The organism is Providencia lanzhouensis (genome assembly GCF_050469745.1).
Taxonomy (GTDB): Bacteria; Pseudomonadota; Gammaproteobacteria; order Enterobacterales; family Enterobacteriaceae; genus Providencia; species Providencia lanzhouensis.
Genome location: NZ_CP174123.1, coordinates 2,419,349 through 2,435,666 on the forward strand (window position 1 = coordinate 2,419,349; position 16,318 = coordinate 2,435,666).

At 41.4% G+C, this 16,318-nt stretch carries 14 protein-coding genes; 6 read left to right on the plus strand and 8 right to left on the minus strand.

Annotation, left to right across the window (positions count from 1 at the left end):
• Positions 1-280: 280 nt before the first annotated feature.
• The 4 genes from ACIH2S_RS11500 to ACIH2S_RS11515 all read right to left on the minus strand — a co-directional run bounded on the left by ACIH2S_RS11500 (position 281) and on the right by ACIH2S_RS11515 (position 6,122).
• Positions 281-1,663 (minus strand): APC family permease, encoded by a 1,383-nt coding sequence (locus ACIH2S_RS11500; RefSeq protein WP_036953041.1) that lies wholly within the window; start codon positions 1,661-1,663, stop codon positions 281-283.
• Between the two features lie 524 nt (positions 1,664-2,187).
• A complete protein-coding gene (locus tag ACIH2S_RS11505) occupies positions 2,188-2,745 on the minus strand; it encodes a hypothetical protein (RefSeq protein ID WP_036953038.1) in 558 nt (185 codons plus the stop codon).
• Between the two features lie 186 nt (positions 2,746-2,931).
• Complete coding sequence (locus ACIH2S_RS11510; protein WP_108477947.1) at positions 2,932-4,953, minus strand: ligand-gated channel protein; 2,022 nt, start codon at positions 4,951-4,953, stop codon at positions 2,932-2,934.
• Between the two features lie 383 nt (positions 4,954-5,336).
• Entirely contained in the window at positions 5,337-6,122 is a 786-nt protein-coding gene (locus ACIH2S_RS11515; RefSeq protein WP_036953032.1) for a DJ-1/PfpI family protein, read from the minus strand.
• 101 nt (positions 6,123-6,223) lie between these two features.
• On the opposite strand from ACIH2S_RS11515, the gene ACIH2S_RS11520 reads away from it, so the two are divergent.
• On the plus strand, positions 6,224-6,859 hold the full coding sequence (locus ACIH2S_RS11520; RefSeq protein ID WP_108477946.1) for a TetR/AcrR family transcriptional regulator: 636 nt from the start codon (positions 6,224-6,226) through the stop codon (positions 6,857-6,859).
• 76 nt (positions 6,860-6,935) lie between these two features.
• Here ACIH2S_RS11520 and ACIH2S_RS11525 read toward each other — a convergent pair whose 3' ends face one another.
• Both ACIH2S_RS11525 and yieE read right to left on the minus strand, forming a co-directional pair.
• Entirely contained in the window at positions 6,936-8,423 is a 1,488-nt protein-coding gene (locus ACIH2S_RS11525) for an amino acid permease (protein WP_036953029.1), read from the minus strand.
• A gap of 145 nt (positions 8,424-8,568) precedes the next feature.
• Positions 8,569-9,432, minus strand: a complete 864-nt coding sequence (gene yieE, locus ACIH2S_RS11530) for a DNA-binding transcriptional regulator YeiE (protein WP_108477945.1) — start codon at positions 9,430-9,432, stop codon at positions 8,569-8,571.
• Positions 9,433-9,622: 190 nt separating this feature from the next.
• On the opposite strand from yieE, the gene ACIH2S_RS11535 reads away from it, so the two are divergent.
• Both ACIH2S_RS11535 and nfo read left to right on the plus strand, forming a co-directional pair.
• Positions 9,623-10,702, plus strand: coding sequence for a YeiH family protein (locus tag ACIH2S_RS11535; protein WP_036953023.1), 1,080 nt, complete (start codon positions 9,623-9,625; stop codon positions 10,700-10,702).
• A 133-nt stretch (positions 10,703-10,835) separates the two neighbouring features.
• Entirely contained in the window at positions 10,836-11,681 is an 846-nt protein-coding gene (nfo, locus tag ACIH2S_RS11540) for a deoxyribonuclease IV (protein WP_036953020.1), read from the plus strand.
• A gap of 80 nt (positions 11,682-11,761) precedes the next feature.
• On the opposite strand, the gene fruK is transcribed toward nfo, so the two are convergent.
• Complete coding sequence (fruK, locus tag ACIH2S_RS11545; RefSeq protein WP_036953017.1) at positions 11,762-12,697, minus strand: 1-phosphofructokinase; 936 nt, start codon at positions 12,695-12,697, stop codon at positions 11,762-11,764.
• A 182-nt stretch (positions 12,698-12,879) separates the two neighbouring features.
• On the opposite strand from fruK, the gene ACIH2S_RS11550 reads away from it, so the two are divergent.
• The 3 genes from ACIH2S_RS11550 (at position 12,880) to yeiP (ending at position 15,427) form a co-directional block, all read left to right on the plus strand.
• Entirely contained in the window at positions 12,880-13,320 is a 441-nt protein-coding gene (locus tag ACIH2S_RS11550; protein ID WP_108477944.1) for a nucleotide triphosphate diphosphatase NUDT15, read from the plus strand.
• Positions 13,321-13,467: 147 nt separating this feature from the next.
• Positions 13,468-14,712 carry a tryptophan permease gene (gene mtr, locus ACIH2S_RS11555; protein ID WP_108477943.1) on the plus strand — a complete coding sequence of 415 codons (1,245 nt, stop codon included), beginning with the start codon at positions 13,468-13,470 and terminating at the stop codon, positions 14,710-14,712.
• Positions 14,713-14,854: 142 nt separating this feature from the next.
• Positions 14,855-15,427 carry an elongation factor P-like protein YeiP gene (gene yeiP / locus ACIH2S_RS11560; RefSeq protein WP_036953010.1) on the plus strand — a complete coding sequence of 191 codons (573 nt, stop codon included), beginning with the start codon at positions 14,855-14,857 and terminating at the stop codon, positions 15,425-15,427.
• Between the two features lie 150 nt (positions 15,428-15,577).
• On the opposite strand, the gene ACIH2S_RS11565 is transcribed toward yeiP, so the two are convergent.
• Positions 15,578-15,922 (minus strand): hypothetical protein, encoded by a 345-nt coding sequence (locus tag ACIH2S_RS11565; RefSeq protein WP_108477942.1) that lies wholly within the window; start codon positions 15,920-15,922, stop codon positions 15,578-15,580.
• Positions 15,923-16,318: the final 396 nt, after the last annotated feature.

Sequence of the window (16,318 nt, forward strand, 5' to 3'; positions counted from 1 at the left end):
AAGATTAATATGTTAAGAAATTATTAATACCCTTTAGAAACAAAAACAGCACCCAAAGGCGCTGTTTTTATTAGTCATCAATTTCAGTTCGCAGTTTAACTATTTTGATGCCAACCTGTATTTGAAGTTATATTTAGGCAGCTATGCTGACATATATTCAAAATAATTCGTGTTGTAGCTAGGCGGCAAGCAAGCTAGACCCTAGGAGCATACATAAGTATGTGACTAGGGCTAGCGCGTGCAGCCAACAACGCTACGACGCGAAGAATGAAGAATATATTTATAGGTCGCTCATCTGCGGCATAGGCCTACGGAACATACGAGTCAGCACCGCCATATACACCAGACCAACCGCCGTCCAAATCAGACCATAAACCATTGAATCTTCTTCGATATTCAGCCACAGCACACAGACTGTTAGCGTACCGATGATCGGTAATATCAAATAGTTCATGATATTTTTGAAGCCTTTAATTCGGCGTTCACGAATAAAGAACTGGCTGATGACTGAAATATTGACGAATGTAAATGCAATCAGCGCACCAAAGTTAATTAATGCTGTTGCAAAATCCATCTCAAACCAGATAGCGCCGAGGGCTAAGAAGCCTACTAATAAGACGTTATACGCCGGAGTACGCCATGTTGGGCTAACATAGCCGAACACTTTTTCTGGGAATACACCATCACGACCCATTACATACATTAAACGCGCACTACCCGCATGAGCTGCCATACCGGATGCTAATACCGTGACACAGGAGAACACAAGGATAATGGCTTGGAAGAATGACCCCGCCACAAATCGCATAATGTCAGGCTGTGTTTCGTTAATATTCGCAAAACGTGAAACGTCTGGGAAAAATTGCTGTAAGAAGAACGAAACGGTAATAAAGATCACACCACCAATCAGTGCAGTTAAGAAAATTGCACGAGGAATGACTTTACCTGCGTTTGGTGTCTCTTCTGACAGTGAACTTAACCCATCAAAACCTAAGAATGAGAAACAGAGTATGGTTGCCCCAGCTATCAGCGGGATCATCTCAGTTTTTTCATTCGCAAATGGATTGAATGTCCAGATCTCCCCTGTCCCTTCACCATTTGAAACGCCGTGGATCACTAAACCTGTGAATACTGCCATTACCCCCATTTGGATAATCGCAATTACAGTACTTAAGTTTGCAATCACGTTGATACCCCGTAAGTTGGCGGCAGTCATTAAAATAACCAAACCAATAACAAAATACGCAGGTTCAACATTCGGGAAAATATCTTGTAAATAAATTTTCGCCAATAAGATGTTGATCATTGGCATGAAAATGTAGGACAGCAAAGATGTCCAACCCACAAGGAAACCAATATGTGGACTCATTGATTTCTGGGCATAAGTATAGGCTGAACCCGCTGATGGGAAGCGTTTAACCAGCTTACCGTAGCTCAGTGCAGTAAACAGTATCGCAGCAAGTGCAATAATGTATGAAGTCGGGACGTGACCACCAGTCTTATCTGATACCATTCCGAAAGTATCAAAGATAGTCATTGGCTGAATATACGCAATACCAATCATAACAACTTGTACAAGCGTTAATGTCTTCGCAAGTTGAACACGGTTATTGGCGCCAGTTTGGTTGTGGCCGATATCTAAAGGTACGGAATTATTTTGCATGATAAAGCCCCCCCATAACTTTCGATTGCGTACTTCGACTCAATCGACAGTTACTGGGAAGACTTTGCATCTGCCTATAAGCAGAGAAGAAAGAAGAGAAGTGGAAAAACGTCTGTGCGAAGCCGGTGTTTGCTCCGTAGTCATCAATGCGGCAACGACGACCGCTTGGCCCTGCTGCCAGTGCGAAAAAGTAAGCCATAAAAGCATTCCTCAAAGCTGTAGCATGAAATATTAGCTACACGTAAATATTTATTTATCTATCCGGCCTGATATCCGGCCCCGTTAAAATGAAAGAACCCTAAAAAGCAAAAAAACCGATGCCGGTTTTTATCAGGCATCAGTCATTTTTTAGTCCGCGCATTTTGCACGTCATACCTGTAAATAGCAAGCCAATTTGTTAACAAAACGCCCCCTTTTCGATGAGAAATTCTGATAATTTTAGACTTTCCGTTCTGATAGCTAATATGACATGCTTTTAAGACGATAAATGACACTAAAGCCGATTGATTATCCTTAATAAAATGCTAAACCGGTCGGTCTAATTTCGCGGCACTTTTTTCCAATAACATATCTAAACTTGAGTGCAGTAATTTACTTTTTACGGCTTTGGTTTCTGACTGCAATGGACTACCAACTTTGTTATCCATCGTATAGACCGTTACTTTTCCCTCTTGATGGTTATAAATCAATAAACCATCCACGCCATAATCATATTGGTCTTTAAAATTACCCAGTACCGATTGCATACTGTTTCTCGCCTCAACATCACCATTGACGGCTTTACGGAGTGCTTCGATGGATAATCCCACAGGAACCGAGTAGACATACAACACTTCCACATCAGAATCACCATCATCACTGCCATTACACATAAAGCAGCCGTCTCTTTGAACAGAGGATAGCCTCTCCATTTTGCGCAGTTCGATTAATAATTTTTGTCCATCTTGATACGGTGATTCTGAAATATCGAGAAAAACGAGTCGGTAAGGTCCCGGATCACCCGCAAGGGCATTGGAAATATAGCCTATAAAGAGTAAAAAACTCAGACAACTAGCTCTAAAATAACGGTTAAATTTGGGCATAGTCTATTCCTGCTTGGCTCCATATCGCGGTGAGGAAGATTGACGCAGTTAGAGATAAATAACCATATCTTTATTTCCGAATTACTGATTTTCTTTTTGGATATCTATTTTCTTTTTAAATAATAGTACAAAAAGCCCTTTGGCGATTAACCAAAGGGCTTAGATAAACAAAAACTAATGGTTTAATTAGAAGTTGTAGTTGATGCCGATATTATAACGACGGCCATCCGAAACTTTATCAAACTCTTCTTCAGTTAAACGCTTGTCTAAAATGTTGTATACACCACCCACTAAGTTCACATTCTTAGTAAGATAGTAGCTTGCGCCTACATCAACAAACGTATAAGAAGGCCGTTCTTTTGCCATGCTTGAGCGAGATAAGAATGCACTGCTGCGGCCATTAAAGTTCACTCGGTTCCATAACTGCAGATCTTCTCTTGCTTGCCATGTTAAAGAACCATTTGCCATGTGCTTAGGTGTACGGCTCAGAGGCTTGCCACTGAATTTCCCACTCTTTTGTTCTGAATCTGAATAAGTATAGTTTGCCGCAAATGCCAAGTCTGCAGTGATATCCCAATTAAAGGTCAACTCAGCACCACGTAAATTTGCTTTATCAACGTTTTCGCGCGTGCTGATAAATTTATAGGCTTCTCCGTCATACATACATTCCCCACTGGCTACGCTTCCTGGCGTTTTACCGGTTGAGTCGGTACAAGTACGAATCTCCATAATTTTATCTTTAAAATCAGTATTGAAGAATGTGATCCCCACATTTAGATTGTCTTGATTGTTCCAAATAAAGCCAATCTCTTCTGTCACACTTTTCTCAGGTTTCAAGTCTGGGTTACCTATGATAACAGCAGGATCGCCACCACCGCCGGTACCTTGCCCCCAGTTAGCCGCAACTTGACGTAACTCTGGTGAACGGTATCCCGTAGAAACCCCACCTTTAATTACCCACTCATCCGATGTATGCCAAACACCATATAATCTAGGAGTCCAATGAGAACCGAAGTTTTCATCTTTATCCATACGCAGGCCACCTGTTAAGGAGAAATCGTTTGTCATCATCCACTCATCTTCTGCGAATAACGCCCAGCTATAACGATTTAATTGGTCAACGCCACCCGCAGATTTCAGTTTGTTTCCTTTATCACGCAGGTCTTCATAACGATATTGTCCACCAATACTTAAAGTATGGTCACCTAAGTTAAAGACGGTTTGGTTCTTCACTAATGTATCGTTGTATTCCATATTACGACTTGGGTTTTTAGACTCGTCACGCTGAACGAATGTTTCAGCGGCACCCCAGTCATAAACCCCATTATGCGTAAGCGCATAGTTATTTTTTCTATATGTCGTATTGGAATCTTCGCATTGAACTGGAACAAGTTTACCATTCACTTTAGTTGTACACATCAGCGCTTTTGATTTTCCAGCTGTACCATTCCGTTGCTGTTCATCATATTTAAAGTCAAAGTCGAAGGTATTAAACTCATCAGGCGTTAACGTTAGTGTCGTCCCAATCGCACCGATCTTTTGCTCGTTGAAACCACCTTCGAATTTGTCTTCACCGCGATGTGAATATAATCCATTGAATTTTACGCCCAGTAATCCATCCACTAATGGGCCAGATGTGTAGAAACTACCTTGGCCTTGATTCCCTGAATCACGATGAGAGTTAATGGTTGTATCCGCACGTAAAGATGTGGTCCATTCTTTACCAACTTTACGAGTAATGATGTTGATAACCCCGCCCATCGCATCAGAACCGTATAATGATGACATAGGACCACGTACCACTTCGATTCGTTCGATAGCAGGTAATGGTGGCAACCAGCCTTGCTCAATACCGGAACCATCACTGTTTGGACGCGTTCCTCGGGTATCAACACGTTTACCATCAACCATGATCATGGTGTACTTCGCATCCATTCCTCGGATACTAATATCAGAGCTACTACCACCACCTGTGACTTGAACACCCGGTAAATCCTTCAGGGCATCCGTCACATCGCGATAAGCTTTAGTTTCTAGCTGTTCACGTGTCACAACGGAAATTGATGCTGGCGCATCTTCAATCTTTTGCTGATAGCCTGATGCAGTTGTTACAAAAATTTTATCGCTGCTGTCATCCGCAAAAGCAGGTACCGCAGTGATAGCCGCAATAATGCTAACTGCTATTTTTCTTTTAGTAAAAACAACCATTCCCAATTCTCCAAGAGATTTCTTTATCTTAACAATGAATTTTCTATGCTCAGCATGGGTCATCTAACGCCCCAAAGGTTTATTATTCTATTGACATGATACTTTCTGAGGTTTACCACTTTCGAAGCTAAATCAATTAAGTAATTAACTCTCATTCGCAGGCGGTAACAATAATGTAAATGGTAATACTTATCAATACCATTATTGAATGATTCATGACTTTCCGTGATGAATTGTGTGACTTAATTCAAAGGTTAAATCTTTTGAATCAAGATCTGCGGCTGATTATTCATCCGTCGTAGATCTGATTAAAAACGAAGAAAGGTGAGCGCTTGTCAAAGGAAGGCTAAATACAAGCGCAAAAAGACAGTAGATACGGAAGGTTATTGATTAATATTCAGGCTAAATTGTGCGTAACCGCGTTTTGCCGCAGCGTGATACTGTTGGTTTAGTGGTGCAGTCATCTGTTGTGCTATTGCCGTCATTTCAGGGCCTGCGAGTTCAGGGGAACCCGTACGAAACGGCGGGCGAGGATCATACTCAATTGCCAATTCGACAAGGGAGGCAACCTCTTCCCCACACAAGGCTTTGAGCACCAACAGTGAAGCGTCAAATGAACCAGTTGCCGGTCCAGAGGTATAAATCGACCCATCGATGACGACATCGCTGCCCCCTACAGCAATTGCCCCTACGTCTGGTAGCATCGGGACAACATTGCTATTACTTGTTGCCCGTTTACCCCGCAATAACCCTGCCGTTCCTAGCATTAACGAGCCATAGCAAGTACCAATCACCGTTTTTGCGGTATGCCCAACCCGTGCAAAAAACTGAATCACTTCAGGATCTTCAATAACCTCCGGAGGCACCATACCCGTGACTAAAACATCTAAATCATCAGGGCACTCATCGAATGTCATTGTTGGCATAGTTGGCCACCCTGTGTAGCCCTCAAGCAACTCTTTACGCTTCCAGATAAAATAAATTTCAGCGCCCACAATAGTAAAAACGGATTGTGCCCCATTAATATCCATTGGCATAAATCCTGGGCAGACAAAAATACCCACTTTAAGTAAAGAAGATTGTTGTGCCCTACCCCCTGCAATCAGCGCCTGAATTGACGGAGTCGTTAACCCAGCAGCCGTGCTAATAGCATAATCATATTTATTCATTCTATTACCTTTGGTTATTTAATCGCCATTATTATACTGATCGGTAAGATAATATATGATATACAATGAAGTAAACTATTTTTGTACTGAATGGTAATAAAATGGCACAAAAAGGTAGACCACGAAATTATGATAGCCATGAAGCACTAAATAACATCATGGCGTTATTCTGGCGCAAGGGGTATTCCGCGACTTCACTTGAAGATTTGGTTAACGTCACTGCGATGAAAAAGCCGAGTCTCTACGCCGCTTTTGGAAACAAAGCGCGACTGTATGAATTAGCAATGGCACGGTTTGGTGAAATCGCGCAGGCACATTACGCAGCTGCGCTGGCTGAGCAATCGCCAAATGAGTCATTGTTCGCACGACTTAGCCGTTGGCTTCGTGCCACCGTCTCCTTGTATAACGGAGTAGACGGTAAAACGGGCTGTATGGTGCTCTCTACTGCCGTAGCAGAAACCGATGACCCACAGGTACAAGCCTTCCTAAAAGTCGTTATCCTTGCACAGGAGACGATGCTTATCACTTGTATCGAAAAGGAAAAATCGGCCTTACGTGAACCTGAAAATGCGCGATTACTGGTAAAAACGCTTATCGCATTACTGCATTCAGTATCGCTACGAGCGAGAGCGGGCGAAACAGAAGAGGAGTTGTCCGCGCTAATTGATGCGGGAGAGATGGTGCTGCGTGCAACGCTAGTTATACCAGAAAACACCCAATCAACGTCATCCCCTTAGAAAACAAAAATGGGTAATGTCGTCAGCAAACTCACTGACCAACATTACCCATTAACATCTTAATTTTAAGAGAAAATTACTTCTCTAAATTCTCTTTATATGACGGGAAGCTCATCTCTTTATAACGGATAATCGAGGTTTTCTTCACGATTTTATATCCGAACCAGATAGCTAAGAATAGAGGAATACCGATATAGGTTGCGGTAACACCTACCCAGTCAATCTTATCTTCTAAGAAAGCTTGATAGTTTTGACCCAGTGTAATCACTAAGCACAGGATAAAGGCGAAAATTGGCCCGATTGGGAAGAAACCTGAGCGATATGGTAAGTCATTAAGATCTCTACCTTGCGCAATATAGCCTCTTCTGAAGCGGTAATGGCTGATGGCAATCCCTAACCACGCGATAAACCCAGTCATACCTGACGTGTTTAATAACCACAGATATACCGTTTGGTTCCCAAACATTGAGCTTAAGAAGCACAGACCCGCCACAACCGTGGTTGCCAGCAATGCATAACGTGGTACTCCACCTTTAGAGAGGCGAGCAAAGATTTTCGGCGCTTTACCTTCACGAGCTAAGGTGTACAGCATACGCGTTGAGGCATACATCCCGGAGTTACCCGCAGAGAGAACCGCAGTTAAGATAACGGCATTCATCACCGCTGCCGCTGATAATAAACCTGCATTCTCAAATACTAGTGTAAATGGACTTACGCTAATGTCTTTCACGTCGTTACGCAGTAAGCTTGGATCAGTGTAAGGGATAATTAAGCTAATGATTAAAATCGCGAAGATATAAAACAGCAAAATACGCCAGAACACTTTACGCACCGCACGAGGGATATTTTTCGCTGGATCTTTTGACTCACCCGCCGCAATACCGATTAATTCAGTACCTTGGAATGAAAACCCTACGATCATCGCCACACCAATCATGGCAGAGAAACCACCAGCAAATGGTGCATCACCAATTTCCCAGTTATGCCAACCCGCGTTTTCTGCGCCGTTCATAATGCCGAAAATCATCAGCACGCCAACGACGATAAAAATAACCACCGTGGTCACTTTGATTAGCGAGAACCAATATTCCGCTTCACCGAAGCCTTTAACGGAAATGTAGTTCAGTAAGAAAATGATTGCTAAGAAGATAGCACTCCAGATCCAGCCTGGGGTATCTGGGAACCAGTAGGTCATCACTAATTGTGCCGCTACAAGGTCAACCGCGATAGTCACCGCCCAGTTGTACCAGTAGTTCCAACCTAATGCGAAGCCAAAGCCTTCATCGACATATTTTGCGCCATAAGTCGCAAAGGAGCCAGAGACTGGCATGTACGCAGCTAATTCACCTAAGCTGGTCATTAAGAAATACACCATTAAACCAATAATGGCGTATGAGAGGAGCGCTCCACCCGGTCCAGCTTGTGCTACTGTGGCACCGGATGCCACAAATAAACCGGTTCCGATGGAGCCGCCAATTGCGATCATCGCGAGGTGGCGAGCTTTTAGTTCTCGACGTAATCTTGGTCCGCCGCTCATCGATGTCGTTGTATGTTGTTCTGCCATCTGTTCCCTGTATTTTATTTTCAGTCAATAACGCGGGGGATTCTAACAAACTCAAACGGCAGAACTAAGCAACTCTTTGCTGTTATAAGATACCTTCATAATCCAGCGATAATTATTAGCAAAACACGTTATAGTGAATAAAACGTCAATTACAATAATCCAGCAGATTCTTTATCGCGTTAGAAAGATGCTTCTGACGGTGATAAATCAGGTATAACGTACGCTCAAGTTGTAACTCTTCCACTTCAAGCTCCACCAGCGTGCCATTCTCTAATTGCTCCGCAATCACTCGTCGAGATAAACAGCTGATACCCATCCCAAAACGTACCGCATGTTTAATCGCTTCAGAATTACCTAACTCCATTAAAATATGGAATCCTGGAAGGTGAGCAAAGAGTAGTTGATCTAGTACATCGCGCGTACCAGAACCTCTTTCACGCAAGATCCATGGCGCATCTTTTAACTCTTTTAAAGTCACTTTTTTTTGTGCTAATGGGTTACTTGGCGCGGAAAACACCACTAACTCATCTTTTAACCACGGTTTTGAAATAAGCTCAGGACTGTGGCAAACCCCTTCAATCAGCCCCACATCAGCCCGAAACTCCATCACGCCTTTAATGACTTCCTCAGTATTTCCGATAAATAATTCCAGTGGAATTTCAGGATTATCATGACGGTACCCGGCTAAAATCTCAGGCAACATATAGTTACCGATTGTGGTACTTGCCGCCAAACGAACTGCGCCCATCTCTTTTTTGAACAGTTGCTCGACTTCAAATGCTTGTTCTAATAACGCTAATGCCTTTGGGTAAAGTAGGCGCCCATGTTCGTTAGTGACAAGTCGTTTACCTACACGGTCAAAGAGTTGCACACCTAATTGCCCTTCCAAGTCAGTCAGTGAAGCACTCACTGCGGACTGCGATAACGCTAATAATTGCGATGCTTGCGTCGTGGAGCCACTTTTTAATACTTCCGTGAAAACTTCAAGCTGCCTCAGTGTAATACGCATACAGAAAGCTCCAAGATGATTATGTAGTTGTAATAATATTGTTAATATTAATCATTTATTAGCAATATACCAGAAGAAACTCGTAATCTATTTTTTAGATAAATAATACAAAAACAATCAATTTAGATTATTACATTTTTTGTTATATGCTTATTCCAACTTAATCTAAGTCGTCATAAAGAGTGTAGTCATGGATAAAACTGGAACCAAAGCAATCACACAAAATAATTCATTCCCTATTCTAAAACTTGTTCCGGGGATCATTTTAGCGGGAATTTTAACAGCCATTGCCATATATCTTGGTGAACAATCATGGTTTATGGATATCGGGCTGGGCGCGCTCACTCTGGCTATTCTTCTTGGTATTTGTGTGGGAAATACCGTTTACCCTGCGATTAGTACAAGTAGCGATGCAGGGATTAAATTCGCTAAGCACTATTTTTTACGTGCCGGTATTATTTTGTATGGCTTTCGCCTGACTTTTCAGCAAATTACCGACGTGGGAGCCACAGGACTGATTATTGATGCACTCACATTAACCTCCACTTTTTTCTTAGCTTATTGGCTTGGTAAAAAAGTATTCAAACTTGATGATGAAACCACCATGTTAATTGGTGCGGGTAGCAGTATTTGTGGTGCAGCTGCCGTAATGGCAACCGAGCCGGTCGTTAAAGCGTCCGCAAGTAAGGTCGCAGTTGCCGTTTCAACCGTGGTGATCTTTGGTACCATTGGTATTTTTGTCTACCCATGGTTATATCAGTTAAATGCGCATTTCGGCTGGATCCCTGCGACTCAAGAAACATTCGGGATTTATATCGGTTCAACCGTACATGAAGTCGCCCAAGTTGTTGCCGCAGGTCATACTATTGGTCCAGATGCAGAAAATGCTTCTGTGATAGCGAAAATGTTACGCGTGATGATGCTGGCGCCGTTTTTAATTATCTTATCTGCATTTATTAGCCGTAAAAATGCGGCCAGCACGCAAGAAGGCGCCCAAAAAAGTAAAATTACGATCCCTTGGTTTGCGGTGATTTTTATCTTAGTCGCCGCGTTTAACTCATTCAACTTATTACCTGAGCAACTGGTTAAACAAATTATTACGTTAGATACCATCCTATTAGCGATGGCGATGGTGGCATTAGGGTTGACAACGCATGTCAGTGCGATTCGACAAGCGGGGATCAAACCTTTATTGATGGCTGCTATCTTGTTCGCTTGGTTAATTTTCGGCGGTATAGTGATTAACGTTGTTATTCAGTCGGTGTTTTAACCCTCATTTTCTACTTGCTAAGTTTGTCTCCTTTTTTGAGCACCTCCGATTGCCGCTTTTTATAAGCGGCATTTTTTTATTGGTTTCATTTCTTTAGTTATTAATGGCATACTCCTGAAAAAAGGAGTCTATCATGAAATATGTTGGAGCACATGTCAGCGCCTCTGGCGGCGTAGACCAAGCAGTGATTCGCGCCCATGAAATTGGAGCCACTGCATTTGCCTTATTTACCAAGAATCAACGTCAATGGAAAGCCGCCCCCCTTAGTGATGAATCAATTAAAAGCTTCAAACAAAACTGCGCTAAATACGGTTATGGGAAGCACCAAATTTTACCCCACGACAGTTATCTCATTAATTTGGGGCATCCTGAATTTGAAGCATTAGAGAAATCTCGCGTCGCTTTTATTGATGAAATGCAGCGTTGTATGCAATTGGGAATTGACCTGCTGAACTTCCATCCCGGCAGCCACCTTAAGCAAATTGAAGTTGATGATTGCCTCGCGCGTATTGCAGAATCGATCAATATCGCCTTAGAAGAAACTGAAGGTGTTATCGCCGTCATTGAAAATACTGCAGGACAAGGGACAAATCTGGGGTTTGATTTTACACATCTAGCTAAAATCATCGAGCGCGTTAAAGATCAAAGCCGTGTCGGTGTTTGTATTGATACGTGCCATGCCTTTGCCGCAGGTTATGACCTGCGCACAGCAGAAGATTGCGAGAAAACATTCCAACAATTTTCTGACATTGTGGGCTTTGAATTCTTAAAAGGTATGCATCTTAATGATGCGAAAAGTGAATTTGCCAGCCGTGTTGACCGCCATCATAGCTTAGGTGAAGGCAATATTGGCTATGCACCATTTAGCTATATTATGAAAGACCCACGTTTTGATGGTATCCCGCTGATTTTAGAGACCATCAATCCCGATATTTGGCCACAAGAGATTGCATGGTTAAAATCGCAACAAAATAGCTAAGACAGCTAATAGACAAAACCATCGCAAACAAAAAGGCGGCCTTCTATAGCCGCCTTCTCAATGAAATAATCGTACAATATTTACAATGATTTCATCTCAATTTTCGCCATCATATCCGCCAGCTTATTACGATTTTTTAAGCCAACATCAGGCTGAGAAACCGATAACGCAGAAATTGCGGTCGCCATACGGAGTGTATGCTCGCTAGTCTCACCATTTAATAAGCCGTAAGCTAACCCTGCAACCATTGAATCCCCAGCACCTACCGTACTGACAACCTCACATTGAGGCGGTTTTGCAAGCCAAGATCCTGAAGCATTTACCCAAAGAGCACCTTCTTCACCAAGGGAAATGACCACGTGAGAAATGCCTTTATCACGCAGCTCATGTGCCGCCGCAATAACATCTTTTAAATCAGGTAATTTGCGCCCTACCCATGTTTCTAACTCTTGACGATTAGGTTTAACTAACCATGGGGATGCTTTCAGACCCGCTTTTAATGCTTCGCGGCTACTATCAAAGATAATACAAGGGCATAATTGACGCAGACGAGTCATCCAACGTGTGAATTCTTCAGGTTCAATCCCATTAGGTAAACTTCCGCTTACCACCACCATGTCAAAATGACCAAGCCAATTAAGGGATTCTGTGGAAAAACGGTTCCAATCTTCTTTACTGACATCAAAACCAGAGAAATTAAAGTCTGTCGATTCACCGTTATTTTCTGTGAGCTTAACATTAATGCGCGTACGACCTGGCACCATGCTAAAGCGGTTTGCCATGCCATTTTCACTAAAGAAGTGTTGGAATTCTTCTTGGTTGTCCTTACCCATAAAGCCGCTAACAGTGATATCAATACCGAGGTCACGCAGGACTTTTCCTACATTAACCCCTTTGCCTCCAGCATTGAGACTAGCGGTCTTAACTAAATTGACTTCACCGACTTCGATGGAAGGGCATAGCCCCACAAGGTCATAAGCAGGATTTAATGTAATTGTAGCAACCCGGCGAGTCATAACCACTTATCTCCCTTATCATTATTGTCTTCGTGCAGACGGTCTTATCACAAGATTTTCAGGGCATAGTTATAACACTAATAACTGTTAGTTTCAGTGATATTTGTATTTTTTCCTGATTGTAATTTGAAAGTAACGTGGCAAAATTCTTTCCTTTATAAAAATAAGAAGAAGGAAAAATAATGTCGGATCCTCAATATGTTGTTGTTGGTGTCGGCGTACTGATTACTAACGCCCAAGGGCAAATTCTCCTAGGTAAACGTAGCAGTCAGCATGCGCCTTACTGGTCTATTTTCGGAGGCCATGTTGACCCAGGAGAATCTTTCGAAGCCTGTGCAATCCGTGAAATAAAAGAAGAGATTGGTATTGATATCGAGACCCCAACCGTATTTGGTATCAGCAATAATATCGAAACCTTCCAACAAGAAGGAAAACATACCGTTTCCATCTGCATGCATGTGGAATATAACGGAGAAAAAGCCCCACAGATCATGGAAGCGGATAAATGCGAAAGCCTGTTGTGGATCTCCCCAACTGACCCATTACCTGAGCCTCATTTTGAAGCTAGCCGTAATACCATTGAGCTATGGCTCAACAAACGCTTTTATCAGCCTCACCACTAAACCCCATATGCACAAATTTTATCCTATTTGTGCATATAGTAATCACCATTAATTATTTTTTATTTTATTATCTTTTAGATGTTTACATTATTTCAGTCCTAATGTATCGTTCAGCTAGTACAGTGAAACAATCATTCAGGAGTCATCATGGAAGCCGATGTAACAAAACCACCAAAGCGCCCCTCTATTTTAGGCGGTTCAATGATCATAGCCGGTACCGCAGTCGGTGCAGGTATGTTTTCTATTCCGATGGTGACTTCAGGTGTTTGGTTTTCCGGTTCAGTTGTCTTACTGATCTACACATTTATCTGTATGTTATTATCAGGATTAATGATTTTAGAAGCCAATATGAATTACCCTGCAGGTGCTAGTTTTCATACAATGGTAAAAGATTTATTAGGCTCCGGCTGGAATACCATTAATACCCTCTCCATTACGTTTGTATTATATATTTTGACCTATGCCTATATTTCGGCAGGTAGTTCAATTATTACAGAGAACATTTCTCAATATGTTCAAGTTCCACAAGCACTCTCAGGCTTTGTTTTTGCGGTCGTTATCGCGTTTTTTGTTTGGTTATCTACCCGCGCGGTTGATAGGTTAAGTACGATTTTAATTGGTGGGATGGTGATCACGTTCGTCATGTCTATTGGTGGCATGGTCACAACCGCTTCGCCTTTAGTTCTCTTCGACCAATATGAAAATAGCCACAGTGAATATTTACCTTATGCATTAGCTGCATTGCCTTATTTACTGACCTCTTTTGGTTATCATGGTAACGTGCCGGGATTAGTGAAGTACTACAATAAAGATAGCCGTAGTGTCATGTTGAGCTTAGTCTACGGTGCAGGAATTACCGTCACTATCTATATCTTATGGCAGTATGCTATTCAGGGTAATATTCCGCGCTCATCCTTTATTGCGATCAGAGAAAATGGTAACAATATTGGTGCGTTACTGAATCAAATGAATATTTCCGCACAGAGTAGCTTTATTTCACAATTTTTAACGCTGTTCTCTTACATGGCATTAGCTAGCTCGTTTTTAGGCGTATCCCTCGGCTTATTTGATTTTATCGCTGACTTCTTTAAATTTAACGATAGCCATCAAGGGCGATTTAAATCAGTCATTATTACTTTCTTACCGCCAACAGTTTTAGGTTTAGCGTTCCCTGACGGCTTTATTTATGCCATCGGTTTTGCAGGACTTGCAGCCACTATTTGGGCGGTCATTGTCCCTGCCATGATGGCAAGAGCAAGCCGTAAGCGTTTTCCTAATAATAGCTATCGAACACCCGGCGGAAGCTTTGTGATTGGGTTCGTAATCTTATTTGGTTTGATTAACGCAGCAGCCCATATTTTGTCTCTGTTAGGTTTATTGCCTGTTTATTAAGTTATTCAAAGACAATCATTGGTTAAAAAGAGATCCCTAGCGTGAAAACTAGGGATTTTTTTGATGTTAACATCTTGCCTAATCCGTTATCTGCGAGTAATTTTGTCGAACTCTTTTTGACTAATAACAAAGAAGGTTATTTATGGCTAAGGCCAACGAAATCAAACGTGGTTTTGCAATAAACTACAACGGGAAATTACTGCTGGTTAAAGACATTGATATCCAATCCCCAAGCGCTCGTGGCGCAAGTACACTGTATAAAATGCGCTTTACCGATATCAAAACCGGCCAAAAAGTTGAAGAGCGCTTCAAAGGCGATGATATTTTAGACACAATTTCACTCACTCGCCGTGCGGTAAGCTTCTCGTATATTGATGGTGATGAGTATGTGTTCATGGACAATGAAGACTATACCCCATATATCTTTAAAAAATCTGATATTGAAGAAGAGCTGCTATTTATTCCTGAAGAAGGTTTACCAGGAATGCAGGTTTTAACAATGGATGGGCAAGTGCTAGCACTTGAATTGCCACAAACTGTCGATATGGTGATTGCTGAAACAACACCAGGTATTAAAGGCGCTTCTGCAAGTGCTCGTACTAAACCTGCAACAATGCCGACTGGCTTAACAGTTCAAGTTCCTGAATATTTAACTACCGGTGAAAAAATCCGTATTCACATTCCTGAACGCCGTTATATGGGGCGTTGTGATTAATTATTTTGCTCTATTTTCTCAGTATGAAAATAAGCTTACATTACCTATGGGCATTCCGCCCATAGGCGTCATTATAAATAAACATCACTCATCCTAGAAACGCATTCCATTTAACATTCAAAAATTAATATAAAAATGACAATTTAGTTATTAGTCATAAATAACCGTGTAAACCCCTATTTTATTTTCCTTATTAATCCATTTGAATGTTTGAGTTCCTTTATGATTTGGAAGTACAGTTCCTTTTTCAGTCAATTTATTAAACTTTACTGACGTCGTTTTAACGGCTCCATCATCATTCCAACATTTTGTATCAATACTCTGTTCAATACTCGTGATAACGCAAGGTGATGCGACAATCGCGCCGACAAAGTGGATAGTACCTGATGCAACGGGTTTTGCTTCGCTATGTGTAGAGGCTTTAGCGTGCATACCGAATGTTAATGCCATTAAAGAAAATACTGCTAATGTTATTTTTTTTACTGAGTGATCCACAAGAATTTCTCCGCTTAAAATTAAGTTATCGTCAATTACTAGAATTTATTTACATCTAATTGATGCGTTGTTTAATAAATTTCGGATATAAGCTTAATTTGAGTAGGGAAATAGTTATTTCACATATGGTCGCCATTTTTTATTTTTAGAAACCCGCAAAGGGAGGCAAGATTTTTAGCGTTTAAAATTTAACTTAGATACAATAAATTTCATTGGAATTGATTTCATTTATACAACAAATCACTTTCTATTTTATTAAAATTAGTCATCTTATCCATCAATCACATTAGATGTTTATTAATTAGAACTGCTATCAACAATTCTCTAATTAAATTCATTTTTTTAGTAAATTTTTAATCTATTTAATTCCTTTCACTTATTAAAGGAGTAAAATTT

Coding starts and splice junctions, on each gene's coding strand:
- ACIH2S_RS11500 (WP_036953041.1), bottom strand. CDS start 1,663: ATGCAAAATAATTCCGTACCTTTAGATATCGGCCACAACCAAACTGGC.
- ACIH2S_RS11505 (WP_036953038.1), bottom strand. CDS start 2,745: ATGCCCAAATTTAACCGTTATTTTAGAGCTAGTTGTCTGAGTTTTTTA.
- ACIH2S_RS11510 (WP_108477947.1), bottom strand. CDS start 4,953: ATGGTTGTTTTTACTAAAAGAAAAATAGCAGTTAGCATTATTGCGGCT.
- ACIH2S_RS11515 (WP_036953032.1), bottom strand. CDS start 6,122: ATGAATAAATATGATTATGCTATTAGCACGGCTGCTGGGTTAACGACT.
- ACIH2S_RS11520 (WP_108477946.1), top strand. CDS start 6,224: ATGGCACAAAAAGGTAGACCACGAAATTATGATAGCCATGAAGCACTA.
- ACIH2S_RS11525 (WP_036953029.1), bottom strand. CDS start 8,423: ATGGCAGAACAACATACAACGACATCGATGAGCGGCGGACCAAGATTA.
- yieE (WP_108477945.1), bottom strand. CDS start 9,432: ATGCGTATTACACTGAGGCAGCTTGAAGTTTTCACGGAAGTATTAAAA.
- ACIH2S_RS11535 (WP_036953023.1), top strand. CDS start 9,623: ATGGATAAAACTGGAACCAAAGCAATCACACAAAATAATTCATTCCCT.
- nfo (WP_036953020.1), top strand. CDS start 10,836: ATGAAATATGTTGGAGCACATGTCAGCGCCTCTGGCGGCGTAGACCAA.
- fruK (WP_036953017.1), bottom strand. CDS start 12,697: ATGACTCGCCGGGTTGCTACAATTACATTAAATCCTGCTTATGACCTT.
- ACIH2S_RS11550 (WP_108477944.1), top strand. CDS start 12,880: ATGTCGGATCCTCAATATGTTGTTGTTGGTGTCGGCGTACTGATTACT.
- mtr (WP_108477943.1), top strand. CDS start 13,468: ATGGAAGCCGATGTAACAAAACCACCAAAGCGCCCCTCTATTTTAGGC.
- yeiP (WP_036953010.1), top strand. CDS start 14,855: ATGGCTAAGGCCAACGAAATCAAACGTGGTTTTGCAATAAACTACAAC.